Source organism: Nocardia sp. NPDC051832 (assembly GCF_040681285.1).
Lineage (GTDB): Bacteria > Actinomycetota > Actinomycetes > Mycobacteriales > Mycobacteriaceae > Nocardia.
This window is the reverse complement of the sequence record NZ_JBFAYL010000001.1, coordinates 1,422,742-1,447,134: the sequence shown is the minus strand read 5'-3', so window position 1 is coordinate 1,447,134 and position 24,393 is coordinate 1,422,742. Positions and strand designations below refer to the sequence as shown.

Sequence of the window (24,393 nt, the reverse complement as noted above, 5' to 3'; positions counted from 1 at the left end):
CGCTCAGAAACGCCCGAACAGCCACTGCCCGGGCGCCTCCGCGCCGCGGCAGAACCCGCGCAGGCCCACGATGATCTCGTCGACATCGATCGCGCCGCTGTGATCGGTGTCCAGTGACTCGAATTCGCGATCGGCGATCTGGCGGGGCAGGCGGCAGGCGGCGCACAGGTGGTGGAATTCGTCGCGGCTCAGCACGCCGTCGCCGTTCGTATCGACCAGTGTCAGAACGGATTCGGCGAGCGGGCGGAGCAGGTCGTCGAAGTCGGCGTCGGTGCGGCCGTGGATCCACTGCCGGTACTCGGCGGCGCTGACCCGGTTGTCGCCGTTGGTGTCCGCCGCGGACAGGCCGCGCCACAGCCGGAGATAGCCGTCGCGGACGGCGCGGGCGGCGGCGGTGCCGGGGGAGTGGCGCAGGGCCTGGATCAGGCGCAGGGCGAAGGCTTCGAAATCGTCGCGGCGCAGATAGCCGTCTTGGGTGGCGTCCATGGCGTGGAAGGCGCGGTAGGCGGGTTCGGCGATCGCGTCCTCGGTGAGCTGAGCGCGGGCCCAGTCGACCGCGTCGTGGCGGGTGTGGTCCAAGACCTGCGCGTGGTCGGCGTCGGCGCAGCGCACGTAGTGGACCGGTGTGCCGGATTCGGCGGACGCCGTGGCGTACCGGTCGACGAGGGCTTCCGGCACGATCCGGTCGAGGTCGGCGCCGGCCAGGAACATGGGCCGATCCAGGCGCGCGACCGGGACGGTGGCCGCCGTCAGGACGGTCTGCACGATCGGTTCCGCGGTGAGGTCGACGACGCCGGCGGCGGCATTGGTCACGCCCGCGCAGGCTCGCATCAGGTCGACGAAGGTCGCCTCCTTGGCGCGGTCGAGCAGGCCGCGGCCGATGCCGGACAGCAGGGTGGTGGGATCGAACGCCGGGTGGCTGGTCGTCAAACCGGCCAGCAGGATCGGCACGATGGGGCTCAGTTGTCCGTCCGGGTCCCGGGTCAGCTGCGTGACCAAGTCCGACAGATACACCGGCGGGCACAGCGCGACCCCGCCCCGGAAGTCCAGCTCGGGCGCGTAGCCGGTAGCCATCAGCGCGACATGCAACGCCGCGTGCCCGCCCTGGGAGAAGCCGACGACCATCCAGCGCGTACCGACCGGGTGGTCGATGCCGCGGGCCGCCCGGACCGCGTCCACCACATCGTCGGCGACCGCCTCGCCGTTGAAATACGGATGCGGACCGGGTGCCGACAGCCCTTCGTAGTCGGTGGCGGCCACGACGTTGCCCGCGTGCAGCCAGCCGTCGATATGGTCGAGCTCCAAACGCAGGAACCCGGTCCGCGACGGCGCTGCCGCGAGACCGAGTCCGGTGGTGCCGTGCGCGTAACCGATCACCGGCCACCCGTCCGACGGCGGTGTGCCCGGCGGCACGAACACCGACGCGGTGACGATCTGTGGCCGGCCCGAGTAGTCGGTGCCCCGGTAGGAGACCCGGTACGCGGCGACCGCGCTGGCGGGCCACAGGTCGCGGGGCAATTCGGTCCGGCGGAGCACGGTGCCGGGTGCGTGGGTACTCCTCATCGGCGGTCGATCCCTTCTGAGAAGACGGTGGCGTGGCGGATGGTTCCGGACAGGCCCGGCAATTCGCGGGGCGGCGTCCAGGTGCGGAACTGGTCGTAACTGTCGCTGTAGAAGTACTTTCCGGTGGTGTAGGCGTCGAAATAGATGCGTTGCCCGCCGTCGGGGAGCCTGATGAGCGACTGCCCTTCGCGCGGCGTGCCCCAACCGGCCCAGTCGCCGGTGCCGAGGAACGTGTACGGCCCGAGAAGGGTTGGGGCGACGGCCAATTCGATGTACTTGGTCGTCTCGTTATTGGCGAACGCGTAGTAGCGGTCATCGAGTCGCACCACGGTGGTGTCGATGTAGCCGATCGAGGTGAGATCCAAGGGGCCGGGCTCGATTCCGGCCATCGGGGTGGGAGCGTTCCAGGAGCGCAGCGCGGAGTCGGCCGCCGTCAGCACATAGGGGACGAAGCGGCGGCCGTCGCCCAGCGACACGATCACATGCACGTCGCCGTCGACGAACCACTCCGGCGCCCAGCAGGCTTCGATCCGTGGCACCGGAACCGGATAGTCGTAGAGATGGGTCCACGAGATCCGGTCGGCGCTGCGCGCGAAACCGATGCTGTGCCCACTGCCCGACGGTGTGTAGGCGAGGTAGTAGGCGCCGTCGGCATGGCGAAAGATGCTGGGGTCGCGCATGACCCCGCTCGGCGGGCGGTAGGCCGGGCCACGCAGCAGCTCGAAGGTGAGCGCGTCGGCCGACTCGTACACATAGAGGTCGTGCTCGCTCGCCGCGGTGAAGGCGGTCATGGTGTAGCGCGAAGACGATGCGGTGGCGGCGGCTCGCGCCGGCAGCGCCGCCGTCAGCGGAAGGGCCGCCGCGCAAGCAAGCACGGATCTGCGGCCTACCGCTCGGGTCGTCATTGGACGGATTATTCAAGCCAGGCCACTGCCGCCATCGATGACACGCCGTCGGCGATAGGGGGCTAAGCAAACCTCCAGCGAGTCGCGCCGGACGGCTCGGCGGTCGCGACGCCGACCGCGGTGTGGCGGATACGGTGCCAGGGCGCGGGTGTCGAATTCGGCGGAGCCGGTGGTGGGTTCGGCGTCGACGGCCGGATAGCACGTGGGAACGGAAAGGCCGGGTTGGGCGGCCAGGTCGCGGGGCTTCGGAGTGGCGGGTCCGCTGACGAAGTCGCGGAACCGCTGTGCGCGAGGGCAGCCGGAATTCCGCGGTGACGGCGGCGAGCGGCGCGCCGAGCCGGGCCGCCTGTCACGAAAATCGGCGAACGCATGGCAATCTTCCCTGTGCTCCAGACGGAGCCAGTCCAGCAGGAGGGGTGTGTGTATGGCGAAAATGGGTAGGCGGAAGCGCTCGAGGCTCATCACGGCGGGTCTCCTGGCTCCGGACAAGGCGCAGCCGAAGACTCCGGCGGCGTCCGCCGGCGCGCGGGCGGAGAAGCAGCTAGCCGCGCCGAAGTCCGCCGCGCCCGCGCCGAAGTCCGCCGCCCCCAAGGCCACCGCGTCCAAGACCGACCAGGCCGCCCCCAAGGCCACGGAACCCGCTGCGAGCGGACCGGAACGCCTCGATGTCGAGGCGCTGGCCGAGCGGGTCAAGGCCCGCCGCCGCGAAAAGGGCTGGACGCAAGCCGATGTCGCCCGCAACGGCGGCCCCTCGGCCGGCACCATCAGCCAGATCGAGCGCTGCCTGAGCGAGGAGCCCGCCACGGACACGCTGGCAAAGCTCGACGCCGGGCTGGAGTGGCCGGACAACACCAGCGAGGCGATTCTGCGCGGCGAAATGGCTGGTGCCCACTAACAACCCGGGTTGCGCGCGCCCCTGACCAGCCGGTGGTCAGGGGCGGAACACGCGGATTGCCGCGACTCGCCAACCGAGCTCCCCTGAGCTCCGACACTGGGCAGTGATGACCGAATACAACGACCTGCGGGCACTTTTCATCAATTGCACCCTGAAGCGCTCACCGGAGCCCAGCAACACCCAAGGGCTGATCGACGTGAGCGCGCACATCCTGGCGAAGAACGGGGTCCAGGTCGCCCAGCTCCGGGCCGTGGACCACGATATCGCCACCGGCGTGTGGCCGGACATGACCGAGCACGGCTGGGCCACCGACGAGTGGCCGCAGTTGCAGCGCCAGGTGATGGACGCCGACATCCTGGTGCTGGCCGGCCCGATCTGGCTGGGCGACAACAGTTCCGTGATGAAGCGCGTGATCGAACGGCTGTACGGCAATTCCTCGACCCTGAACGACCAGGGCCAATACGCCTACTACGGCCGCGTCGGCGGCTGCCTGATCACCGGCAACGAGGACGGCATCAAACACTGCGCGATGAACATCCTCTACAGCCTCCAGCACCTCGGCTACACCATCCCGCCCCAGGCCGACGCCGGTTGGATCGGCGAGGCCGGCCCCGGCCCCTCCTACCTCGACCCGGGATCCGGCGGCCCCGACAACGATTTCACCAACCGCAACACCACCTTCATGACCTGGAACCTCCTGCACCTGGCCCGCATGCTGAAGGACAACGGCGGCATCCCCGCCCACGGCAACCAGCGCTCCGAATGGGACGCGGGCTGCCGCTTCGACTTCGAGAACCCGGAGTACCGATAACTCGACCGGTTCTCCGGGTCAGTCCTCGACCTCCAGCGCTTGGCGGATCGTCAAGCGGCCCTGGGTCTGCATGAGGCCGCGGCGGTAGATCTTCTCCGCGATCAGCACGATGCCGTAGGTGGCGGCGGCCATCAGGGCCAAGGCGATGAAGGGTTCCCACCAGGCGGCGGCGCCGGCGGCGAGGCGGCCGGGCATGCCGACGATGGAGACGATCGGGAGGTAGGAGGCGACCGTCAAGGCGGTGCCGGAGAGGAAGATGCCGGCGAAGAGCACGAGCATGATGAACATCGAGACCGGCATGGCGGTGGATTGCAGGTCCTCGGCGCGGGTGGACAGGGCGCCGGCGACGGCCCAGAGGCTGGCCAGGGCGAGGAAGCCGACCAGGAAGAAGACGATGAACCAGCCTGCGGCGCTGCCGATCTGGGTGATCTGACTGCCCTTGCCGATGGCGGACAGGCCGATCAGGCCGGCGGTGACGAACAGCGCGAGCTGCGCGAAGGCCATGACGGCGTTGCCGACCACCTTGCCGATCAGCAACTGCCGCAAGGGGATAGCGCTGGCCAGGATCTCCACGATCCGGTTCTGCTTCTCCTCCAGCACGCTCTGCGCGATGGTCATGCCGAACATGGTCGAGGCCATATAGAACAGGAACGCGAAGACGAACGACACGATCTTCGCCAAGCCCGGGTCGACGCCGGTGGGGTCGAGCAGGTCGTAGCCGACCGTGGCGCCGCTGGTGAGTTCGGTCATCGACGTGCCGGCCGCTGCCGCGTTGCGCTGCAAGGCCAGCTGCTGCGCGGCGGCGGTGAGATAGGTCTTCGCCTCGCCGTTCTCGGCGGCCCGCCCGATCAGCCGCCACCCGGCATCGCCGGGCACCAGCCCGACATCCACCTCGTCGTCGCGCACCTGCCGCTCGACCGCGGCGGTGTCGGGCTCGGTGCGCGCGGTGAACTCGACCTTCTTGTCCTTGGCCAGGGTGTTGGCGATCTCGACGACCTGCGCGGTCCCCGCGCCGCTGATCGCGACCTCGAGCTTGTCGGTGCGGTTGCTCATGAACCCGCTGATCCCCAGGGTCGCCACGATCACCACGATGGTGATGGCGGTGGACACCAGGAAGTTCCGGTCGCGCAGCTTCACCACGATCTCGCGCTGCGCGACGATGCGCCACAGCCCGCCGGTGGCCGGTTCCGGAGCGTTCATGCCGTCACCTCTCGATAGATCTCGGACACCGTCGGCCGCACCGCGGCCAGTTCTCGCACCGAGCCGCGCCGCAGCGCCTCGGCGAGCAGCTCGTCGGTGCTGAGGCCGTCGAGCTCCAGCAGCGTGCCCTGGCCGTTCGCCTCGACGACGCGCACGCCGCGGAAATCGTTGAGCCATCCGGGATCTCCGCCGAGCACCAGCCGGTACCGGGTGTGCCCGCCCGCGCGCAGCTCGTCGGCAGACCCGGAACCGACCACCTTGCCCCGGGACAGGATCACCAGCTGATCGCACAGCCGCTCCACCAGATCCAGCTGATGCGAGGAGAACAGCACCGGCACCCCGCGAGCGGTGTACTCGCGCAACAGTTCCGCCATGGAGTCGACCGCGAGCGGGTCCAGCCCGGAGAACGGTTCGTCGAGGATCAGCGCTTTGGGTTCGGCGATCACCGCGGCCGCGATCTGTACCCGCTGCTGGTTGCCCAGCGACAGCGACTCCAGTTTGTCCTTGCCCCGGCCGCCGAGCTGGAAACGGTCCAGCAACTCCGCGGACCGCGTCCGGGCGGGCGCCGCGGCCAGCCCGCGCAACCGGGCCAGATACACCAGTTGATCGAGGACCGGCTGCTTGGGATAGAGCCCGCGCTCCTCGGGCATGTACCCGAAGGCCCGGCGGTCCGCGGTGGTCACCGGCCGCCCGTCCCAGCGCACGCCGCCGCCGTGAATGGCCAGCACCCCCATGATCATGCGCATGGTGGTGGTCTTGCCCGCGCCGTTGCCGCCGACGAACCCGGTCAGCGCGCCGGCGGGCACGGTGAAGCTGACGCCGTCGACGGCGACTTTGTCGCCGAACCGCCGCACCAAATCGGTGACCTCGAGCATCGAACCCCCTTAACTGGTGGTGGCTCCAACCCTACCGATGGCGATCGAGCCTGTGGCGGCGAAAAATAGTTTGCTCAGCTAACGGTCAGTCCGTACCGTCGCTTCGGCTTTGTCCACCACAATTCGAGGAGAGTCACTCATGCAACCCGTCACCGAACGCGACATCAGGTCGTCGTTCGTCAACTGTTCCAAGGGCGACGCCAAGCGCCTGCCCGTCCCGAAGGACCTGGCCGCCCCGCCCTGGGACGACCTGGACTTCTTCGGCTGGAGCGACCCGTCCTACCCGGGCCGCTGCTATCTCGTCTTCCCGCAGGACGACCGCCTGGTCGGCGTCGCGCTGCGCTACGAGACCGGTGGATCCGGCCGGGCCCAGATGTGCTCGATCTGCAAGACTACGCACACCGGCAGCGGCGTGTCGCTGCTGACCGCGGCCAAGGCGGGCGAGTCCGGGCGCAAGGGCAACACGATCGGCACCTACATGTGCACCGATCTGGCCTGCTCGCTCTACGCGCGCAACAAGAAGAGCCCCGGAGCCGGCCGTCGCTACCGCGAGGACCTCTCCGAGGAGGCGAAGATCGAGCGGGTTCTGGAGAACCTGAACGCGTTCGTCGCCAGGCTGTACAGCTAGCCATACCTGAATCAGCAGACCGATAAGAAACGGAGGTAGATGCGATGCGCCGACATTCAGCGCCGCATTCCAGATCGATAGCCCAGCACCCCGAGTTCCGCGATCCCGCACCAGAACTCGGGGTGCACCGCATTTCCTCGCCGGTCGAGACGGTCCGGGACCGCTCGGACCGTCTCGTCCGGCGAGGAATCTGTGAGTCGGCGTAACGATTCGGCCGATATTTGGTGTTGGGGCGCTTCGCCTCCCGTCACACTGGGAACTCCTGGGCAACCACCTCAGGGTGTGTAAGGAGGCCGAGATGAAAGAGTTCCCGTGCGGCGACTGCTGGCGCCGCGACAACCTGACCTTCAAACAGCGACTTGATCCCGCCTACGTCCGCCGCGGATATCTGCACCTGTGCGATGAGCACCGGGCCACCCAGGAAGAGCTGCGGCCCTGGGCCCGGTACACACCGACCTCGGAGCTGCCCAAGACGGCGTGAGCGCCTCGGCGATTCGGTCCGGTACCCGCCAGGGGGTGCCGGACCGAATCGCATAGATCAGTGCAGCGGCCGTGCGCGGGCGAGGATTTCGTCGACGGTCTGCTCGACGGTCAAATCCGTGGTGTCCAGCCATAATCCGAGGCGGGGCGTGCTGTCGCGCAGTCCGGTGTCGAGGTCTTCGACGGTGAACGCGCCGTAGGCGGTCTTGACCCGGGCCGCTTCGCGCGCGGCGACCGCGGCCGGCTGCGGCGTCAGCACCACGACATACAGTGGGCGCGTGCGGATCTGCTCGATCGTCCACGGCAGCATCGCACCGAAGATGTTGTCCTGCACGATCGCGGTGAAGCCGGCTGCCGCGTAGCCGTCGGCGGTGTGCGCGGCCAGCTGGTGACGTAAACGCAACTGGTCGAGCGCTTCCGGCGCCGGATCGGGACTCATCTCCACCCGGCCGCCGACGACGAACCGGCGGAACGCGTCGCCGCGCACATGCGCCGAACGGGGCAGCCGTTCCGCCAATGCCTGTGCGACCGTGGACTTTCCGGCGGCCTGGATGCCGGTGATCAGATAAACCGCGGATGCCATCGGACCATGATCGCAGTTCAGCGCAGCGCCGCCGCGGCCGCCGCGGCGATGGCGGCGGCGACGCTGCTCAGCGCGGGGGAGTCCAGGCGCCACTGCTGCCAATACAGCGGTTGATCGATGAACGCGTCGCCGTCGATGGACAGCAGCCCGCCGGTGGCGCGATCCGCTTCGGTTTGCAGGTCCGGGAGCATGCCCCAGCCCAGGCCGAGCCGCACCGCCGCGCCGAATCCGGCCGAGGACGGAACGTAGTGCCGCGGTGGATTCACGGGTTTCTTTGTGCGGCGGCGGATCTGGCGATCCTGCAGGTCGTCCTTGCGGTCGAACATCACCACCGGGGCGTGCGCGTAACCCGGGGCGCCCGCACCGAACCAGTCCCGCAGGAACTCCGGAGTCGCCATCGCCCGGTAGCGCATATCGCCCAGCTTGGTCACCTTGCAGCCCTGCACCGGCTGCGCGGTGGTGGTGATCGCGGCCATCACGGTGCCGTCGCGCAGCAACTCGGTGGTGTGGTCCTCGTCCTCGCGGTGGATGTCGAAGCTGATGCCCGGCGGCACCTGCCGCAGTGCGGGCATCACCCATGTCTCCAGCGAATCGGCGTTGACGGCGATCGGCACCGGCACCAGGCGGTCCGCGGGCTGCTCGGGATCCCCGAGTTCCCGGGCGGTGTCCCCGGTCAGCAGCGCGATCTGCCGGGCCAGGCGCAGCACCGCCAGCCCCGACTCGGTGGGGCGCACCGGTTTGGTGCGCTGCACCAGGATGCGGCCCGCCGCGTCCTCCAGCGCCTTGATTCGCTGGCTGATCGCGGAGGGTGTGATGAGCAGGCGGCGGGCGGCGGCTTCGAAGGTGCCCTCGGTGATCGCGGCGTCGAGCGCGCGGAGCTGATCCAGCTGCAAGTCCATTAAGAAATCGTAATGATGCTTGAAAAACTTTAGCTGGTCTGGGGGTATCGGTCGCCATATCGTGAACCGATGTGACGGTTTCATCCGCGGCCACCGCCGCCCTCTCCGGACTGGGTTTCGGCCTCTCGTTGATCGTGGCGATCGGCGCGCAGAATGCCTTCGTGCTGCGCCAGGGCGTGCGCGGACAGCACATCTTCCCGGTCATCGCGGTCTGCGCGATCTCGGACGCGGTACTGATCGCCGCCGGCGTCGGCGGCTTCGGCGTGCTGGTGGAATCCCTGCCCGGCTTGGTGACCGTCGTGCGTTATCTCGGCGCGGCCTTCCTGCTCGGCTACGCAGTGCTGGCAGCCAAGCGCGTGTTCTCGTCCGCGGCGCTGATCACGGAGTCCGCGGGTGCCTCGGTGGCGCTCGGCGCCACCGTGCTCACCTGCTTGGCGCTGACCTGGCTGAACCCGCACGTCTACCTGGATACCGTGGTGTTGCTGGGCTCCTTCGCCAACACCTACACCGCGCCGGACAAGTGGTTCCTGGGCGCGGGCGCCATGGTCGCCAGCGTCGTCTGGTTCACCGCGCTCGGCTACGGCGCTCGTCGCCTCGGGCCCTTCTTCGCCCGCCCCGCCGCCTGGCGCGTGCTGGACTCCGTCATCGCCCTGATCATGGTGGTGCTGGCGGTGGGCCTGGTCACCTCCGCCTAGTTCAGTCGAGGCCGTGCCGCCGGATGTCGGCGAGCTTGCGGACATCCGAGGCGCCGACGGGGAGGTAGACGACCAGCTGGCTCTCGGGTGTGGCCGCGAAGCTCGCCGGTCGCATCTCGATCGTCCCGACCGGCGGGCGATGGAACGAGGTGACCTCCGGAAGCGGTTCGGCCACTTGGTGGTCGGCCCACAGCACGGCGAAGTCGGTGCTCGCCACGCTCAGCCGGTCGATGAAATCCAGCCAGTCCGGGTCGCCGAGGTGGCGCACGTAGCCGGCGCGCAGCATGGCGACCATGCGTGGCAGCAGCTGGTGATTGCCGAACGGGCCACCGTCCCGTCGCCCGGCGAGCAACTGCCACAAGACGTTTCGTTCCGGACCGGCGGCCCGGGCGAGTTCTGGGAACAGGGCGCGGTAGGTGGCGTTGCAGGCCAGCAGGTCGAACTTCGCGTCGTAGACGCAGGCCGGTGTGGGCTCCAGCGCGTCCAGTACGGCGAGCGTGTCGGCCGTCGGCGGCAATTCCGTTGGGGAGGTAGCCTTTCCCGGGCCGACCAGCTCATAGAGATGCGCCCGCTCGGCGGCGTCCAGCCGCAGCGCTCGCGCGACGGCGTCCAATACCTGTGCGCTTGCGTTGATCTCGCGGCCCTGCTCGAGCCAGGTGTACCAGGTGACGGAAACACCGGCCAGCAGCGCGACCTCCTCCCGCCGCAAACCTGGTGTGCGGCGGCGGATCCCCGCCGCGATGCCCACCTCGGCAGGGGTGATCCGGGCGCGGCGGCTGCGCAGGAACGCCGTCAGCTCGGTGCGTCGGGCGAGGTTCGGCGCGAGTGTGGTCATCTGCTCATCTTGCGGTGGGTGGCCGATCGGATCCAGGTGCTCTGACTACCCCCCGGCTCCGCGCCGGGCGTGACACTGGTCGCACGGCACGTGCCGTGGGTTTGCTGCCCGCGTTTCCGGATACCGTGACCGAGTGCTGCTGATGGCGATCGGTCTCGTCCTGCTGGGTGTTTTCGCGCTGCGGTTCCGCCAGGATCGGCGGCGGCTCGGCAATGGAGTCTTCCTGTTGCTCGGGGTGATCTGTGTCGGGGTGGGGCTGGCGGGCGACGATCAAGAGAGCGCCGTGGGTTTGCTGATAACCCTGTTGATCGTGCTGTCGCCGCTGCTCGTGCTCGCGTTGGCGGGCCTGCTGATCGTCAACGGCGTGCAGCTGGTGCGCCGGGAAGGGTTCCGCATACCGAATCTGCTGTCGTTCGGGCTCGGCGTCGCGCTGCTCGTGCCGTACGCGCTGTTCTTCGTCGCGTTGGCGACCGAGAACCTGTGGTTCGCGTTCGCGGTCGCGTCGGTGCTGACGGCCGCCGGCTATGTCGGCTTCCTGCTGGTCGCCTTCCTGCTGTACTCGTTCGTCTACGGCCGGGTCGGCTACCAGCCGGGTATGGCGGCGATCGTGGTGCACGGATCGGGCCTGATCGGTGACCGGGTCCCGCCGTTGCTGGCCAGCCGATTGGATCGGGCGCTGCGGGTGTATCGCGCCGAGGCGGCCGCGGGGCGGCATCCGCTGCTGGTGCCCAGCGGCGGCAAAGGCTCGGACGAGGCCGTCTCGGAGGCCGCGGCGATGGCGCGCTATCTGGTCGAGCGGGGCGTGCCCGCCGAAGCGCTACTGCTGGAAGACCGTTCGACCACCACGCGCGAGAACTTGCAGTGCACCAGGGAACTGCTGGACGCTCGCGGCGTCGCCGGGCCGATGGTGCTGGTCACCAGCAACTTTCACATCTTGCGCACCGCGATCCTGGCCCGGCAGCTCGGCCTCGACGCGGAGGTGGTGGGCTCGCCGACCGCGTTCTACTACCTGCCGAGCGCGGCGCTGCGGGAATTTGCCGGCGTCCTGTTCGAGCACAGGTGGGCGCACGCCCTGGCCTGCCTGGCGTGCGCCGCGCTGCCCGCGATGTTGCTGCTGATCGTGCGGTTGCTGCCGAGCTAGAACGTCTTGTGCGGGAGGCCGACCGTGAGCCCGCCGTCGATGATGAACTCCGCGCCGGTGGAGTAGGAGGCCTCGTCGCTGGCCAGGTAGGTGACCAGATTGGACACCTCGGACGGATCGGCCGCGCGCTTCATCGGGATCTGCAGGAAATCGGCCGGGATGCCCTCGGTCATCGGCGTCGTGATCAAACCCGGGTGCACCGAATTCACCCGAATGTTGTACTGCGCCAACTCGAGTGCCGTCGACTTGGTCAGCCCGCGCACCGCGAACTTGGTGGCGGTGTAGCCGTGCAGGCCCGGGCTGCCGCGCAGGCCCTCCACCGAGGAGATGTTGATGATCGAGCCGCCGCCCGCCTCGATCATCGCCGGCACCGCGGCCTGGATGCCGAGGAACGTGCCGGTCAGATTGATGTCGATGATGCGCTGCCATTCGGACAACTCGAAGTCGACGAGCTGGTTCCCGTTGGCGATGCCCGCATTGTTGACCAGCACGTTCAGCGCGCCGAACCGCTGCACCGCCTCGGCGACCGCGTCCACCCACGGCTGCTTCTCGCGCACGTCGAGCGGAACGTAGGCGGCATTGTCGCCGAGTTCCTTTGCCAGCGCGGCGCCTTCGTCGTCGAGGATGTCGCCGAGCACCACCCGGGCGTCCTCGGCCACCATGGCGCGGGCGTGCGCGGCGCCCATGCCACGGGCGCCACCGCTGATCAATGCCACCTTGCCGGTCAATCGGCCCATGCGGGCTACCTCCGTCTGTCGCCGTGGATTCAGTGGGACACGTTACAGAAGCTTTGTGTAAATCCGCGGAGATCGGTTACCGCTCACCGGGACAGGCTGCGTCGAGGCCCGCCGCGTGGCGTCATCGGCTGTGGCATCATCGAGTAGAACGCGTTCTAGGAGGCCGACGATGGACCCCGATCGAAATGCCGCGGCCGTGCCGATGCGAAAGTTCGGCAAGGCCGGTGTCCCCGATATCGCCGAGGTCCCCGGCGGGCAACTGGTGGAGTTGCCGGGCCGCGGCCGCACCTACGTGGTCGACATTCCCGGCCCGGCCGGCGCCCCCACACTGTTCCTGCTGCACGGCACCGCGTCCACCGCGTACCTCACCTGGTTCCCGGCGTTGCAGGTGCTCGCCCGGAAGTTCCGGGTGGTGCTGTTCGATCAGCGCTGGCACGGGCGCGGTATCCAGTCCGAGCGCTTCACGGTGGAGGACTGCGCCGACGACGTGATCGCGGTGGCCGACGCGCTCGGCGTTCCGGACCCGATCTGCGTCGGCTATTCCCTGGGCGGCGTCGTGGCTCAGCTTGCCGCGCACCGCCATCCGGACCGGGTCCGCGGACTCGTCCTGTGCGCCACGCCCTATCGGTTCCAGGAGAAGTGGCGCGAGCGCGCGTTCCATCTGGCCTGGGGCGCCTTCGCCGACGCGGTCGGCCCGTACTCACTGCGCCGCGCCCAGGAACTGCTGGGGCGCTTGCCGGAACTGCCGGAGCACACCTGGGCCCGGGGCGGGATGCAACGCTGGGCGATGACCGAGCTGCGCAGCACAAGCGGCTGGGCGATCGCGCAGGTCATCGCGGCGGTCGGCCGATTCGACAGTGGCGCCTGGCTTTCCGGCATCAGCGCACCCACCGCGGTGGTGATCACCACCAAGGACAAGGCGATTCCGGTGTACCGGCAGCTGGAGATGGCGACGATGATCCCCGGCGCCACTATCCATCTGGTGAAGGCGGGCCATACGGCGTGCGCGTTCGCGGCCGACAAGTTCGTGCCGGTGCTGCTGGAAGCCTGCGAGGCGGTCGCCGCCAGATCGGCGACGGAGACGCGCGCGGCGAGTCGATAGGGGCTCTGTCCGGCGCCGCTGGCGAACAGAGCGGCGGCTTCGGTCAGCTCGATGCGCGTGCGGCGCCGAGCAATTCGTCGATGATGCCGGGAACGGCGTCGGCGAGGGCCGCGATGTCGGGCACCAGTTCCTTGCAGGCGATGAACCCGAAGTCGAGGTCACCGTTGTTGGACAGCACGGTGACGGTGAGTCCCGCGCCGTGGAAGACCGGCCCGAACGGATACATGCCGTCGACCTTGATGCCGAGGAAATACAGCGGCATCGGCGGGCCGGGCACATTGGAGACCACCAGGTTGTGCACCACCGGATGGTGCTCGGCCAGCTTCAGCGACGAGTACACCCGCGCGGCCAGCTGAAAGGTGTTGGGCGGGGCGTATTTCGACCAATCCTGCAGGAAGTCCGCACCGACCAGGTCGTGCTCGTCCTTGGCGCTCTGATTCGCCGCGGCCACCGTGCGCAGCCGTTCGACCGGGTCGGCGATATCGGTGCCGAGCTCGGAGAACAGCGACGACACCTTGTTGATGCCCTCGGTGTGCCGGGACTGCCCGTGCACCGAGACCGGCACCGAGGCGATCAGCGAACGGTCCGGCAGCTCACCGCGTTTGTCCAGGTAGGCGCGCAGTACGCCGCCGACCACGGTCAGCACCACGTCGTTGACCTTCACGCCGAACGCGGCCTTGATCTCCTTGATCGCGGCCAGATCCGCCTCGGTGAACGCGACCGAACGATGCGGCGTGATCGCCATATTGAACGGGGTGCGCGGCGCGGTCAGCGGTAAAGCCATGCCCGCCTGGTTGTTTCGCCGGCGCTGCGCGAAACCGGCCAGCATGCCCAGGGTTTTCGGCACCATGCCGACCATGCCCGCCTTGCCCGGGAACCGGACGATCGCTTCGGCCAGCAGCATCAGGTCGTTGGGCGCGGACTCGGTCTTCCGCGCCTCGGCGGTATCCGGTCGATGCTGTCCGGGCGCCATGTCGCAGAGGTGCATCATCATGTTGGTGCCGGTGATGCCGTCGACCGCCGCGTGGTGGTACTTCGAGATCACCGCCACCTTGCCGTCCTCGAGGCCCTCGACCACCGTCATCTCCCAGAGCGGGCGGTCGCGGTCCATCGGGCGGCTGGCGATGTCGCCGATGAGTTCGGCGAGCTCGCGGCGGCCGCCCGAGCCGGGGATTCCGATGCGGCGCACGTGATAGTCGAGGTCGAAGTCGGGGTCCTCCGCCCAGACCGGGTGATCGAGGTTGAACGGCACCTCGTGGATCCGCCGTCGCATCTGCGGGATCAGGGGTAGCCGGCGGCCGAGTTCGGCCTTGAATTCTTCGAAGGAGTAGCCGTCTGTGCCGGGGTCCAGGATCAGCAACGCGCACACGTGCAGGTGCTGGGTTCCGGTCTCGAGGTACAGGAAGCTGGCATCCAATCCGGTTAGTCGTTCCATAGCGGAAGCCTACTGAAACCTGTTCTATTTTTGCGGCGGTTGGTGACCGGGCCGACTGCATGCTGGCGGGAAATATCAAGGTACGAACGGCTATTCGCGATCCGGTGGCGGTAGTCGTTCGTGTGTTCGGACCGCTCGCGCGGGATCGGCGACTGTGTCCGGTGCTATGTGTGTTACTCGCAGTCCTACATATGTGTATGATCGGGAACACAGCCTTGAATGGGAGAGGTGCGCAGCGTGGCGGCAGGATCCGGGCCGCGACGTGGATCGGCAGGATCGTGGGAGTATCGATGAAGCTACTTCGCTGGTGGGAACGGCGACCGGAGGTCGACCCGGGTGAGGTCGCCTTGCACGCCCGCAATGTGCAGTTCGACTGGGCCGATACGCCGCTGCACTGGATGCCCGCCGAGCCCATCGCCTCGCATCTGATCAACGCACTGAACCTGTTGCTGCCCGAGGGCGAGCGGATGTTCTGCCAGGCGTACGCCGAGGCGCTGCCCTTCGTCAAGGACGAGAAGCTGCGCGAGGCGATGCTCGGCTTCATCGGCCAGGAATCGATGCACGCCGAGACCCACGACAAGGTGCTGCACGAGGTGCTCGCCGCCAACGGCATCGACCCGGAACGGTATGTGCGCCAAGCCGAATACCTGTTCCGCAAGACGCTCGGGCCGCGCGAGGGCGACGACGTCGCACAGCGTCAGGTGCTGGTGGAGCGGCTCGCGTTCATCGCCTGCCTGGAGCACTTCTTCGCCTACCTGGGCGACTGGATCCTCAATGCCGACCTGGAGAAGTTCGGCGCCGAACCGCGCATGGCGGATCTGTTCCGCTGGCACGGCGCCGAAGAGGTCGAGCACCGGCACGTCGCCCACGACGTGGCGGTCTACTTCGAGGCCGGCTACGTGCGGCGCGCGGCGTTGATGACGCTGACGTTCCCGATCTTCCTCACCCTGGTGGTGCGCGGCACCAAATACATGGTGCATCAGGATCCGGAACTGCCCGACTACGGTTACCCGCGCCTGCTCACCCGGGTATTCGGAGCGATGTGGCGCGGTGCGCTGCCCGGCGTGCCCTCGCTGCTGATCAGCGCGCTGTCGACCTTCAAGCCCGGCTACAACCCCGGCTCGGTGGGATCGACCGCGCAGGCCGTCGCCTACCTCGCGAAATCGCCCGCGGCGCAGGCTGTCGCGTCGTGACGCTACGGCCTGTCCCGGAGCAGCTGCCCGCGGACCTGTTCGGCAAGCCCAGCCACGACCGGGCGATCAAGGTCCTGGACGCGGTCGCCTCCACCCGGATGCGCTGGACCACGATCGTCAACCGCAAGGATCTGACCCCGCGCGCCGACGACCACCGGCTGGCGCTGGTAGTCACCGAACGCCGGATCGAAGCGCACGACCAGGACGTGGTCAGCCTGCTGTTGCAGGCCCCGGACCAGCGTGAACTACCGCCCTGGCGGCCCGGTGCGCATCTGGACCTGGAGTTGCCCTCGGGGCGTTTGCGGCAGTACTCGCTGTGCGGTGATCCCGCGGACTCCCGGACCTACCGCGTCGCGGTGCGCCGCATCCCCGACGGTGGCGGCGGTTCCAACGAGGTGCACGACGAGTTGCCGGTCGGCAGCAAGCTCGTGGTCCGCGGCCCGCGCAACGCCTTCCCGTTCGCCGTCCCCGGCCACGGATCACCGGCTACCCGTTTGCATTTCGTCGCCGGCGGTATCGGGATCACGCCGATCCTGCCGATGGTGCGGCTGGCCGTGCGGCTCGGGCTGGACTGGTCGATGGTGTACACCGGCCGCAGCCGCGACACCATCCCGTTCCTCGACGAGATCGCGACCTTCGGCGACCGGGTCACCGTCCGCACCGATGACGAGCACGGCCTGCCGGACGCGTCCGCGCTGCTGCCCGGCATCAGCACCGACACCGCGGTGTACTGCTGCGGGCCGGTCCCGATGATCACCACGATCGCCGACGCGGTCCGCGAAATGTCCGGGGTGGAACTGCATTCCGAGCGTTTCTCGCCGCCGCCGATCGTGAACGGCCGGCCCTTCGAGATCGAATTCGCCTCCACCGGAGAGGTTGTCGAGGTTCCCGCGGACCAATCCGCGCTCGACGCCGTCCTGGCGCAGCGACCGGATCGTCCGTATTCCTGCCGCCAAGGCTTCTGCCGCACCTGCAAGGTACGGGTGCTGGCGGGCGAACCGGAGCATCGCGAGACCGTGCTCACCCCCGCCGAACACGACGCCGGAGCCATGCTGATCTGCGTATCACGCTGTGCCGGCGGCCGTTTGGTGCTCGACCTCTGAACCCCTGAGCTAGGAGAACTGTCGATGACGACGACCGATATCGACTCGATCGCGACGGAGCGGACTGTCCGCAGCGGCGAGTTCGACCTCGCTGTCTACGAATACGGCGACCCGGCCCACGAGACCATCGTGCTGGTGCACGGCTGGCCCGATACGCACCACCTGTGGGACTCCGTGGTTCCGTTGCTGGCCGGGCGTTTTCACGTGGTCGCCTACGACACCCGCGGGCACGGCGCCTCCACCCGCACCCAGCGCACCGCGGACTACCGCCTGGACGCGCTGGCGGCCGACTTCTACGCCGTCGCCGACGCGATCAGCCCGGACCGCCCGGTGCACGTGCTGGCCCACGACTGGGGTTCGGTGCAGGTCTGGGAAGCCGTCTGCGAACCGCAGGCCAAGGCCCGGGTCGCCTCGTTCACCTCGGTGTCCGGCCCGAACCTCGATCACATCGGAAAGTGGATGCGGGACCGGCTGTCCCGGCCCACCCCGCGCAATGTGTGGCAGCCGTTCACCCAGCTGATGTCCTCGGCGTACACCTTCTTCTTCATGACCCCGGGGCTGCCGCGCGCCGCGTTCAACCTGCTGGGCACCGAGCAGCGGTGGCAGCGGGTGGTGTCGCTGATGAACGAGACCGCGCCGTCGAATGTGAAGCTGGGCCCGACATTCCGGCGCGACAGCGTGGACGGTCTGCTCATCTACCGCGCGAACATCGTGCAGCGCATGCTCTCGCCGCGGGAACGCCACACCGAGGTGCCGGTGCAGCTGATCGTCGCCGGCCGCGACGTCGCGGTGCGTCCCGCCGGCTACGACGACGAACGTAAGTGGACCCAGCGACTATGGCGTCGTGACGTGCCTGCCGGGCACTGGATGCCGTTCTCGCACCCCGAACTGCTGGCCACCGCGACCACGGAACTGATCGACAGCCTCAACGGCGGATCCATCCCGCGCGGCTTGCGCCGGGCCGAAATCGGGCGCACCAGAAAGCCGTTCGAGGATCAGCTGCTGGTGATCACCGGCGGCGGCAGCGGCATCGGCCGGGAGACCGCGCTGGCCTTCGCCGGTCTCGGCGCCGAAATCGTGCTGTCGGACATCAATCTGGATGCCGCGAAGGAGACCGCCGAGCTGATCGCCGCTCAGCACGGTGTGGCGCACGCCTATCAGCTCGACGTCGGTGACGAGGCCGCGGTGCAGGCGCACGCGCAGGAGGTCATCGCCGCGCACGGCGTGCCCGACATCCTGATCAACAACGCCGGTATCGGCCAGGCGGGCGGATTCTTCGACACCCCGTCGGCGGAGTTCGACCGGGTCATGCGGATCAACCTCGGCGGAGTCGTCAACGGCTGCCGGGCATTCGGCGCCGCGATGGCCGAGCGCGGGCTCGGCGGGCACATCGTGAACCTGTCCAGCATGGCGGCCTACAGCCCGCAGCAGGGCTTCAGCGCGTACTCCACCAGCAAGTCGGCGGTCTATATGTTCTCCGACTGCCTGCGGGCCGAACTGAGCGGCCGCGGCATCTCCGTGCACACCGTCTGCCCCGGCATCGTGCACACCAATATCGTTGCCACCACCAAGTTCTCGGGTGTCAGCGCCGAGGAGGAGAAGCGCAAGCAGGAGCAGTACGACAAGCTCTACCGCGCGCGCCGCTACACCCCGGACAAGGTCGCCGCGCAGATCGTGCGGGCCGTCGAGAACAATCGCGACATCGTGCCGGTCACCCCCGAAGCGCGATTGCAGTTGCAGTTGAACCGATTCGCGCCTGCGGCGGTGCGGTTCTTCGCCGCCCGGGTCAAGTTGACCTAGGACTTCGCCCGGGCGAGTTCGGCCTCGATGGCCGCTACTCGCCCGGCGCCGATGCCCCACGGATGCTCGACTCCGACGTGGGAATCGAGATCCCACAGCACGCAGGTCTCCTCCGGTCGCGCCACCAGGGACCAGGCGACCACCGTGCGGCCCAGCTGTTCGGCCATCGAACCGGGCGAATTGCCTTGCCGCGCGGTCTTGACCGCGAAATTATCCCCGTCGGGAAAGTGGTGCAGGAACCGCCCGTAGGCGGCGTCGCAGAACGCCGCGTACCGCTGGGTGCACAGGATCAGCCCGTGCCATGCCTCGTCCACCGCGTGCGAGGGCATCCCGATCACCTGATCGTCGCGCATCGCCGCACCGCAGCACCGCAACCATTGCCGGAGCCCGGTTTCCACCAGTTCCCGCGGCTGCCACGGGCAGGTCTTGAAGATCGCCTCCGGCAGTTCCAGCGCGGCGACGGCCCGGTCGACCTCACGCAGATCGACACGGCGGGAGCGGTTTCGGTAACGGAGAATCACCACGATTCACTGTAAGCGGTTTGGGGAACACTCTGGGGAACAGAGATCGTTCGGCAGGTTGGGGAGGCCGTCATGGATCACGAGTGGGGATTCGCGTGGACCGTTAGCATTTCGCCATGACCATTATCGTGCTGCTGTTCATGCTGTTCGCCTTCCTCGCGATAATCGGCATTGTCACCGCGGTGATCGTCGCCATCGTCAAGTCGGCCAACCGGGCCAGTCAGCGGCCGCCGTACGGCCGTCGCCACGGTCACTCGCCGTGGGCGGCGGGCGGGGGCGGCGACTCGTACGACTGGGGCTCGGGCAGTGGCTGCAGTGGTGGGTCGAGCTGTTCGGGCGGAAGCAGCGGTTGTTCCGGCGGGAGCGGCAGTAGCTGCTCCGGGGGCAGCAGCAGCAGTTGCTCGGGCGGGAGCAGTAGCAGCTGTGGCGGGGGTAGCAGCAGTAGCTGTGGCGGGGGAAGTTCCTGAGTTAGCGAACGGCGTCGCACCGGCGGTGGCGCCGTAGAACGGGGGAAGTTCGATGAACGCTGTAGAGATCGTTTTGATGGTTGCCGTCAGCGTGGGATTCGGCGCCATGTTTTTGCTCGGCATGAAGTCCTTCGCGGAGTCCGTCTTCCCAGCACTGCGCAAGGGCCGGCCCAGAGAACGTGGCGGCTGGCGCAGCGGCCGTTTCGGATCCGGCGACGAAGGCGGTTCCGACAGCGGATCGGACTCCGGTGCCAGTGACGGTGGGGGTGCGGGCTCCAGTGGCTGCGGCGGCGGAGGCGGGGATGGTGGTGGCGGCAGCAGCTGAGACCCGGCGTCAGATCTGACCAACGGCTGCGAGGCCGCTGAACACGGTCTCCGCGGTGTCGTAGAGCGCTTGCATCGAGAGCTCGGCCGGGCCCGCGGTGATCGGGTCGGTCATCGCGATGCCCGAGGCCAGACTGGTGCCGCGGATGCCCTGGAACAAGACGTAGGTGGTTTGGTGCTCGCCGATCACCAGGTCGGCGGCGCTGCCCACGAAGTAGAGGTGGAAGAACTCGGCCAGCTTCGCGCCGTAGATGGTGCGCAGTTCGTCGGTGATACGGCTGGTGGTGCCGATCAGGGAGTCGCCGATGGCGAAGAAGTCGCGGGTATTGGCGACCGTGGTGTGCGTCTCGGCGATCGCGGCCGGGAAATCGATGAGCAGGTGCGCGTCGAGGCCGGTGCCGGCGACGCGGCCCGCCGAGACGGCGGGGTCGGCGGCCATGGCGTAGTAGCGCTGCCACTGCGGGGTGACCGGGCCGCCGGTGAGGTGGGCGTGCAGGTTCTCCAGATAGCGGTGGAAGAACGCGGCGCTGACGTCGCGGGCCCAGGCCGGGTCGTCGAAGTCGCCGGCGTCGAGCAGGGGGTTCGCATCGCGCAGAATGTTGCGGTAGAAAACCGCGAAGATACCGGCGCGGTCGTTGTGGTCTACGAAGATTTGCGTGATGCGCTCCATGCGCTGTTGACCGTCGTGCAGGTCCCGCAGGGTGGCGGGGTCGGAAAGCCGAATCAGCTCGGCCTGTTCCGCGCTGCTCGGCGGGGTGACGTCCGTCACTGCCGCGGGGGCTGCGGAGGCGAGGCCGGCGGTGCCGAGGGAGGCGGTGGTCAGTGCGGCGACAGCGGTCAGGGCAATGGCAAAGCGGGAAAGCTTACGCAAGAGTTCACTCCAGGAAAGTCTGCAAGATGTTTGCTAGAAGTATGCCGAACTATCGACATGAGATGGAAATCCGTTAGCAGAGTGACTTAATCCGTGGTGGCCGTCACTTGTTGGCCGAATTCTGAAATTGCTTAGAGTTTGCTTAATGAATTCGCGGAGGCTTCGGCCCGATCTGCCGATTTCGCTGTGAGCGCACATCGCGTCCAGCATTTGACCTCAACAATGGTTTGGGTTGAAGAGTGGGTGCTGTTCAAGACGCGAGACATGGCAGGAGAAGGCGATGCGGGTAGTGCAGGCAACGAAATTCGGCGGTCCCGAGGTGCTCGAGGTGCTCGAGACGCCGGATCCGGTTCCCGGGCCTGGCGAGGTGCTCGTCGATGTGGCCGCGGCCGACGTGATGTTCCTCGACACCCGGCTCCGAAGCGGTTGGGGCAAAGAGTTTTTCAAGGTCGAGCCGCCGTATGTGCCGGGCGGGGCGATCGCCGGCGTGGTCTCGGCGGTCGGGCCCGACGTCGACCGGTCCTGGCTCGGCAAGCGCGTCGGTACCCGGACCGTGGCCAGCGGCATCGGTGGCGGGCTCCCCATCGGCGGGTACGCCGAAAAGGCGTTGGCCGAAGCCGAAGCGCTGGTCGAGGTACCCGAGAAGGTAACCCTGACCCAGGCCGTCGCCCTGACCCACGACGGGCGGACCGGGCTAGCCGTCCTGGATCGGGTCGCCTTGCGGCCGGGGGAGTGGGTGCTGATCACCGCTGCCGCCGGCGGCTTGGGCACGCTGCTGACCCAATTCGCCCACGCCGCCGGAGCACGCGTCGTCGCCGCGGCCCGTGGTCGCGCCAAGCTGGACCTCGCCACCCGCCTCGGCGCCGACGCCGTCGTGGACTACTCCGAACCGGACTGGGCCGAGCAGGTGCGCGCCGCCACCGGTGGATCGGGAGTCGACGCCGTATTGGACGGCGCCGGAGGCGAATTGGGCGTGGCAGCCGCCTCGGCGCTGGCCGCGGGCGGCCGATTCCTCGGATATGGTTCCGCCGCAGGCGATTTCCCGGATCTCGACCGCGAAGCGCTCGCGCAGCGGGATATCGAAGTGATCGGCCTGTTCGACCTCACCGGGCCCGACACCGACTGGCAGGCGCTGGCCGAACGAGCCCTCGCCGCCGTGGCCGCGGGTGACGTGGAAGTCGTTATCGGACAAACATTTCCGCTCGAGCGAGCGGCCGACGCGCACGCCGCCATCGCCGATCGCACGGCCCTGGGACGCACCCTGCTGACCATCTGATGTGATCCATGTTTCACACTCTGCAGGCACCCTGGTTGAACGCTAGGGTGCCTGCGTGCAAACTCTGATCGTCGTGGGGGTCGTAGTCGGCGTCCTCGTACTCGTATTCGCAGTCGTCCAATTCGCCAGCAGACCCCCCAAGGTCCGAAGCTACTGGGACAGTAAAGAACCCGTGAACAGCAGGGACTGGGGCGACGACGACTGAAGCTCAGCTCACCGGAGTGAGCACAACCACGGCAATAGGCCGCTTCGTCCTCTTCTGATAATCGCTGTACCGACCCTGATTGACTTTGTCGACTATCGCCCACCGTCGTGCGTAGTCGGCATCATCGGGATAGGTGGCCCGCGCCACCGCCGCCACCCGCTTACGCCCCACCTGAATCTCGCACTCCGCCTTGGCTTTCACATTCGCCAGCCACCCCGGCGGCCGCGGCGAACCACCATTGGACGCCGTCACCAGATACTCCGCCCCATCCCGCCCATACGTCAGCGCCGAAGTCCGCACCTGCCCCGTCTTCCGCCCCGTCGTCCGCAGCAACAACGTCGGATTCCCGAACAGCACCCGATGCCCCACCATCCCACCACTGTTCTCGTAAACCCACTGATGCGCCCGCAGCACCTTCGCGAACAAATTCGCCATCCCGACCTCCACCTCGGCTCCGGTCTACCGCCCCACCCTAACGGCGCGCCCACCGCAAACTGGTGCTCGACGCGACTCGCCCGGTAACATGCCCACCGCTGTGGGTTGACCCCACAACTGGGGCGGTAGCTCAGTCGGTTAGAGCCGTGGACTCATAATCCATTGGTCGTGGGTTCGAGCCCCACCCGCCCCACAAACACCCTTCTACCAGCAGAAACCGGTGTATCGACAGCCGAGTTTGTCCAGAACAACGCTCGGTCAGTCGCATCCGATACCTGGCCGACTTCCTTGAACGCAAAGGGCTGTCGACCTCCGCGCCGGACATCACCCGTGACAACCTTGGCAGGGTCCGAGTCGGAGACTGCCGGTGACTGATCGCCCTGAGCCAACCGCGCTTCGCTAGCTGTGGCGTCTCATGCGATGCCACATTTAGAGCACAATCGCGCGATGCTCGGTGGATAAGTGCTGTTGGTGTACAGGTGCATACGAAGTCGACCGCGCATGTGGCTCGGCATGCCCACCGCATCAGCTGTCCCCGGGGCCGCAGCCGCCGGGACGTGTACTCGTTCGTCCACCAGAAGTCCTGCGCGGCAGAGGGCTCCGGTCGCCGACAGGCGACTGAAGCCGATGGTCGGCCAATCAAGGTACACAGGACGCAACCGCCGAAGGCCGAGAAAAGTTCAAAGAAAGTTCAAAAGTTTTCTCGGCAACACTGATAGCTTTTAGCTATGAATGTCAATGTGATAGCTTGATAGCGTTCTGGGATGAAAAGCTTCTGACCAGCCATTATGTCCCAACATTACGACCTTCAAGTGTGTATCGTTCGATACACACTTGAGTGACATGCATCACAATCACTGCTCGTGGCTAGTGGTGCGGTTGATTGTTACCGGATACCGTGGAGACGCGACATTCGTGTCACAAACCAGAAAGCCCGGGGGATCGCGAGTCCACACCGGGCTTCTGGCCTCAGCGAGCGGTTAGGTTGTGAGACTCCAGGCCGCCCGCGCAACTGCCGAAGCCAGTCGGGCGATCATCATTGCCCGGCTGGCTTCGTCGGCGTGTTCCTCGAAGAGAAACTTGCCGAGCTCCAGTCCGAACAGTCCGACCACGCTGCTGTCGACGACTGTGCTCCTCTGATCGGTCCACCACCGGTGGAACTTTCCGATCATCGAAGCGCTGTCCGACTCGTGATTGCTCACGCGTCCTCCTAGTTGCTTGCCGCCAAGCCGACGGCGGGCGAGGTCCCTTTCCGGACCCCCGGGGGATCCAGAAGAGCCGAGCCAGAACCAGGATTCGAGGGTGCGCGAAGTGATCGAACCGGACGTCTGAAGTTTAGTGCACGGTCCCGCACATAAGGACTTCTGTGTCGAACGCATGCCGGACATAGCGCAGGTCCGATTCGGTAAATGAC

General features: G+C 67.7%; 25 protein-coding genes and 1 tRNA gene. 13 read left to right on the top strand and 13 right to left on the bottom strand.

Annotated features, from left to right (window positions below):
• Window positions 1–3: 3 nt before the first annotated feature.
• Both AB0M14_RS06445 and AB0M14_RS06440 read right to left on the bottom strand, forming a co-directional pair.
• Window positions 4–1,563 carry a lipase family protein gene (locus AB0M14_RS06445; RefSeq protein WP_364989484.1) on the bottom strand — a complete coding sequence of 520 codons (1,560 nt, stop codon included), beginning with the start codon at window positions 1,561–1,563 and terminating at the stop codon, window positions 4–6.
• The gene (locus tag AB0M14_RS06440; protein WP_364989482.1) at window positions 1,560–2,468 is read right to left on the bottom strand and encodes a glycoside hydrolase family 43 protein; all 909 of its coding nucleotides are present in this window, start codon (window positions 2,466–2,468) and stop codon (window positions 1,560–1,562) included. Before AB0M14_RS06440 ends, AB0M14_RS06445 begins: the two co-directional genes overlap by 4 nt.
• Before the next feature lie 424 nt (window positions 2,469–2,892).
• On the opposite strand from AB0M14_RS06440, the gene AB0M14_RS06435 reads away from it, so the two are divergent.
• Together AB0M14_RS06435 and AB0M14_RS06430 are read left to right on the top strand one after the other, a co-directional pair.
• The gene (locus AB0M14_RS06435) at window positions 2,893–3,363 is read left to right on the top strand and encodes a helix-turn-helix domain-containing protein (RefSeq protein ID WP_364989480.1); all 471 of its coding nucleotides are present in this window, start codon (window positions 2,893–2,895) and stop codon (window positions 3,361–3,363) included.
• Between the two features lie 106 nt (window positions 3,364–3,469).
• Complete coding sequence (locus AB0M14_RS06430) at window positions 3,470–4,174, top strand: flavodoxin family protein (protein WP_364989477.1); 705 nt, start codon at window positions 3,470–3,472, stop codon at window positions 4,172–4,174.
• A gap of 18 nt (window positions 4,175–4,192) precedes the next feature.
• Here the strand turns inward: AB0M14_RS06430 and AB0M14_RS06425 are convergent, their stop codons facing one another.
• On the bottom strand, window positions 4,193–5,374 hold the full coding sequence (locus tag AB0M14_RS06425) for an ABC transporter permease (RefSeq protein WP_364989475.1): 1,182 nt from the start codon (window positions 5,372–5,374) through the stop codon (window positions 4,193–4,195).
• Window positions 5,371–6,249, bottom strand: a complete 879-nt coding sequence (locus tag AB0M14_RS06420; RefSeq protein WP_364989472.1) for an ATP-binding cassette domain-containing protein — start codon at window positions 6,247–6,249, stop codon at window positions 5,371–5,373. Before AB0M14_RS06420 ends, AB0M14_RS06425 begins: the two co-directional genes overlap by 4 nt.
• A 139-nt stretch (window positions 6,250–6,388) precedes the next feature.
• On the opposite strand from AB0M14_RS06420, the gene AB0M14_RS06415 reads away from it, so the two are divergent.
• Both AB0M14_RS06415 and AB0M14_RS06410 read left to right on the top strand, forming a co-directional pair.
• Window positions 6,389–6,877: an FBP domain-containing protein gene (locus AB0M14_RS06415; protein ID WP_364989470.1), complete on the top strand. Its 489-nt coding sequence runs from the start codon at window positions 6,389–6,391 to the stop codon at window positions 6,875–6,877.
• A 298-nt stretch (window positions 6,878–7,175) separates the two neighbouring features.
• Window positions 7,176–7,358 (top strand): hypothetical protein, encoded by a 183-nt coding sequence (locus AB0M14_RS06410; protein ID WP_364989468.1) that lies wholly within the window; start codon window positions 7,176–7,178, stop codon window positions 7,356–7,358.
• 57 nt (window positions 7,359–7,415) lie between these two features.
• On the opposite strand, the gene AB0M14_RS06405 is transcribed toward AB0M14_RS06410, so the two are convergent.
• Window positions 7,416–7,940, bottom strand: coding sequence for an AAA family ATPase (locus AB0M14_RS06405; RefSeq protein WP_364989466.1), 525 nt, complete (start codon window positions 7,938–7,940; stop codon window positions 7,416–7,418).
• A gap of 17 nt (window positions 7,941–7,957) precedes the next feature.
• The gene (locus tag AB0M14_RS06400; protein ID WP_364989463.1) at window positions 7,958–8,839 is read right to left on the bottom strand and encodes a LysR family transcriptional regulator ArgP; all 882 of its coding nucleotides are present in this window, start codon (window positions 8,837–8,839) and stop codon (window positions 7,958–7,960) included.
• Between the two features lie 71 nt (window positions 8,840–8,910).
• Between AB0M14_RS06400 and AB0M14_RS06395 the strand changes: the two genes are divergently transcribed.
• Window positions 8,911–9,534 carry a LysE/ArgO family amino acid transporter gene (locus AB0M14_RS06395; RefSeq protein WP_364989460.1) on the top strand — a complete coding sequence of 208 codons (624 nt, stop codon included), beginning with the start codon at window positions 8,911–8,913 and terminating at the stop codon, window positions 9,532–9,534.
• A 1-nt stretch (window position 9,535) separates the two neighbouring features.
• On the opposite strand, the gene AB0M14_RS06390 is transcribed toward AB0M14_RS06395, so the two are convergent.
• A complete protein-coding gene (locus tag AB0M14_RS06390; protein WP_364989458.1) occupies window positions 9,536–10,369 on the bottom strand; it encodes a helix-turn-helix transcriptional regulator in 834 nt (277 codons plus the stop codon).
• Window positions 10,370–10,511: 142 nt separating this feature from the next.
• On the opposite strand from AB0M14_RS06390, the gene AB0M14_RS06385 reads away from it, so the two are divergent.
• A complete protein-coding gene (locus AB0M14_RS06385) occupies window positions 10,512–11,510 on the top strand; it encodes a YdcF family protein (RefSeq protein ID WP_364991349.1) in 999 nt (332 codons plus the stop codon).
• Here AB0M14_RS06385 and AB0M14_RS06380 read toward each other — a convergent pair.
• The gene (locus AB0M14_RS06380) at window positions 11,507–12,247 is read right to left on the bottom strand and encodes a glucose 1-dehydrogenase (protein ID WP_364989455.1); all 741 of its coding nucleotides are present in this window, start codon (window positions 12,245–12,247) and stop codon (window positions 11,507–11,509) included. The two genes, AB0M14_RS06385 and AB0M14_RS06380, sit on opposite strands and share 4 nt — an antisense overlap.
• A 169-nt stretch (window positions 12,248–12,416) precedes the next feature.
• Here AB0M14_RS06380 and AB0M14_RS06375 point away from each other — a divergent pair, with 169 nt between their 5' ends.
• A complete protein-coding gene (locus AB0M14_RS06375; RefSeq protein ID WP_364989453.1) occupies window positions 12,417–13,349 on the top strand; it encodes an alpha/beta hydrolase in 933 nt (310 codons plus the stop codon).
• A gap of 43 nt (window positions 13,350–13,392) precedes the next feature.
• Here AB0M14_RS06375 and AB0M14_RS06370 read toward each other — a convergent pair whose 3' ends face one another.
• On the bottom strand, window positions 13,393–14,784 hold the full coding sequence (locus AB0M14_RS06370; protein WP_364989451.1) for a wax ester/triacylglycerol synthase family O-acyltransferase: 1,392 nt from the start codon (window positions 14,782–14,784) through the stop codon (window positions 13,393–13,395).
• Window positions 14,785–15,074: 290 nt separating this feature from the next.
• On the opposite strand from AB0M14_RS06370, the gene AB0M14_RS06365 reads away from it, so the two are divergent.
• From AB0M14_RS06365 to AB0M14_RS06355, 3 genes are read left to right on the top strand one after another with little or no spacing between them, the layout of a single operon-like run.
• On the top strand, window positions 15,075–15,977 hold the full coding sequence (locus AB0M14_RS06365) for a metal-dependent hydrolase (protein WP_364989449.1): 903 nt from the start codon (window positions 15,075–15,077) through the stop codon (window positions 15,975–15,977).
• Entirely contained in the window at window positions 15,974–17,080 is a 1,107-nt protein-coding gene (locus AB0M14_RS06360; RefSeq protein WP_364989447.1) for a PDR/VanB family oxidoreductase, read from the top strand. Before AB0M14_RS06365 ends, AB0M14_RS06360 begins: the two co-directional genes overlap by 4 nt.
• Window positions 17,081–17,104: 24 nt before the next feature.
• On the top strand, window positions 17,105–18,880 hold the full coding sequence (locus AB0M14_RS06355) for an SDR family oxidoreductase (RefSeq protein WP_364989444.1): 1,776 nt from the start codon (window positions 17,105–17,107) through the stop codon (window positions 18,878–18,880).
• On the opposite strand, the gene AB0M14_RS06350 is transcribed toward AB0M14_RS06355, so the two are convergent.
• Window positions 18,877–19,404, bottom strand: coding sequence for a hypothetical protein (locus AB0M14_RS06350; protein WP_364989442.1), 528 nt, complete (start codon window positions 19,402–19,404; stop codon window positions 18,877–18,879). The two genes, AB0M14_RS06355 and AB0M14_RS06350, sit on opposite strands and share 4 nt — an antisense overlap.
• Window positions 19,405–19,920: 516 nt before the next feature.
• On the opposite strand from AB0M14_RS06350, the gene AB0M14_RS06345 reads away from it, so the two are divergent.
• Window positions 19,921–20,193 carry a hypothetical protein gene (locus tag AB0M14_RS06345; protein ID WP_364989440.1) on the top strand — a complete coding sequence of 91 codons (273 nt, stop codon included), beginning with the start codon at window positions 19,921–19,923 and terminating at the stop codon, window positions 20,191–20,193.
• 9 nt (window positions 20,194–20,202) lie between these two features.
• Here AB0M14_RS06345 and AB0M14_RS06340 read toward each other — a convergent pair whose 3' ends face one another.
• Complete coding sequence (locus tag AB0M14_RS06340) at window positions 20,203–21,063, bottom strand: DUF5995 family protein (RefSeq protein ID WP_364989437.1); 861 nt, start codon at window positions 21,061–21,063, stop codon at window positions 20,203–20,205.
• A 280-nt stretch (window positions 21,064–21,343) separates the two neighbouring features.
• Between AB0M14_RS06340 and AB0M14_RS06335 the strand changes: the two genes are divergently transcribed.
• Window positions 21,344–22,339: a zinc-binding dehydrogenase gene (locus AB0M14_RS06335; RefSeq protein ID WP_364989435.1), complete on the top strand. Its 996-nt coding sequence runs from the start codon at window positions 21,344–21,346 to the stop codon at window positions 22,337–22,339.
• A 208-nt stretch (window positions 22,340–22,547) separates the two neighbouring features.
• Here AB0M14_RS06335 and AB0M14_RS06330 read toward each other — a convergent pair whose 3' ends face one another.
• Window positions 22,548–22,979 carry a nitroreductase family deazaflavin-dependent oxidoreductase gene (locus AB0M14_RS06330; protein WP_364989433.1) on the bottom strand — a complete coding sequence of 144 codons (432 nt, stop codon included), beginning with the start codon at window positions 22,977–22,979 and terminating at the stop codon, window positions 22,548–22,550.
• Between the two features lie 119 nt (window positions 22,980–23,098).
• Here AB0M14_RS06330 and AB0M14_RS06325 point away from each other — a divergent pair.
• Window positions 23,099–23,172, top strand: a tRNA-Ile gene (locus AB0M14_RS06325).
• Between the two features lie 787 nt (window positions 23,173–23,959).
• Here the strand turns inward: AB0M14_RS06325 and AB0M14_RS06320 are convergent.
• Window positions 23,960–24,181, bottom strand: a complete 222-nt coding sequence (locus AB0M14_RS06320; RefSeq protein WP_364989430.1) for a hypothetical protein — start codon at window positions 24,179–24,181, stop codon at window positions 23,960–23,962.
• Window positions 24,182–24,393 lie beyond the last annotated feature (212 nt).

Bases quoted from the DNA above. Each gene is read 5' to 3' on its own strand.
- AB0M14_RS06445 (WP_364989484.1), bottom strand. From the start codon at position 1,563: ATGAGGAGTACCCACGCACCCGGCACCGTGCTCCGCCGGACCGAATTG.
- AB0M14_RS06440 (WP_364989482.1), bottom strand. From the start codon at position 2,468: ATGACGACCCGAGCGGTAGGCCGCAGATCCGTGCTTGCTTGCGCGGCG.
- AB0M14_RS06435 (WP_364989480.1), top strand. From the start codon at position 2,893: ATGGCGAAAATGGGTAGGCGGAAGCGCTCGAGGCTCATCACGGCGGGT.
- AB0M14_RS06430 (WP_364989477.1), top strand. From the start codon at position 3,470: ATGACCGAATACAACGACCTGCGGGCACTTTTCATCAATTGCACCCTG.
- AB0M14_RS06425 (WP_364989475.1), bottom strand. From the start codon at position 5,374: ATGAACGCTCCGGAACCGGCCACCGGCGGGCTGTGGCGCATCGTCGCG.
- AB0M14_RS06420 (WP_364989472.1), bottom strand. From the start codon at position 6,249: ATGCTCGAGGTCACCGATTTGGTGCGGCGGTTCGGCGACAAAGTCGCC.
- AB0M14_RS06415 (WP_364989470.1), top strand. From the start codon at position 6,389: ATGCAACCCGTCACCGAACGCGACATCAGGTCGTCGTTCGTCAACTGT.
- AB0M14_RS06410 (WP_364989468.1), top strand. From the start codon at position 7,176: ATGAAAGAGTTCCCGTGCGGCGACTGCTGGCGCCGCGACAACCTGACC.
- AB0M14_RS06405 (WP_364989466.1), bottom strand. From the start codon at position 7,940: ATGGCATCCGCGGTTTATCTGATCACCGGCATCCAGGCCGCCGGAAAG.
- AB0M14_RS06400 (WP_364989463.1), bottom strand. From the start codon at position 8,839: ATGGACTTGCAGCTGGATCAGCTCCGCGCGCTCGACGCCGCGATCACC.
- AB0M14_RS06390 (WP_364989458.1), bottom strand. From the start codon at position 10,369: ATGACCACACTCGCGCCGAACCTCGCCCGACGCACCGAGCTGACGGCG.
- AB0M14_RS06385 (WP_364991349.1), top strand. From the start codon at position 10,512: ATGGCGATCGGTCTCGTCCTGCTGGGTGTTTTCGCGCTGCGGTTCCGC.
- AB0M14_RS06380 (WP_364989455.1), bottom strand. From the start codon at position 12,247: ATGGGCCGATTGACCGGCAAGGTGGCATTGATCAGCGGTGGCGCCCGT.
- AB0M14_RS06375 (WP_364989453.1), top strand. From the start codon at position 12,417: ATGGACCCCGATCGAAATGCCGCGGCCGTGCCGATGCGAAAGTTCGGC.
- AB0M14_RS06370 (WP_364989451.1), bottom strand. From the start codon at position 14,784: ATGGAACGACTAACCGGATTGGATGCCAGCTTCCTGTACCTCGAGACC.
- AB0M14_RS06365 (WP_364989449.1), top strand. From the start codon at position 15,075: ATGAAGCTACTTCGCTGGTGGGAACGGCGACCGGAGGTCGACCCGGGT.
- AB0M14_RS06355 (WP_364989444.1), top strand. From the start codon at position 17,105: ATGACGACGACCGATATCGACTCGATCGCGACGGAGCGGACTGTCCGC.
- AB0M14_RS06345 (WP_364989440.1), top strand. From the start codon at position 19,921: ATGAACGCTGTAGAGATCGTTTTGATGGTTGCCGTCAGCGTGGGATTC.
- AB0M14_RS06335 (WP_364989435.1), top strand. From the start codon at position 21,344: ATGCGGGTAGTGCAGGCAACGAAATTCGGCGGTCCCGAGGTGCTCGAG.
- AB0M14_RS06330 (WP_364989433.1), bottom strand. From the start codon at position 22,979: ATGGCGAATTTGTTCGCGAAGGTGCTGCGGGCGCATCAGTGGGTTTAC.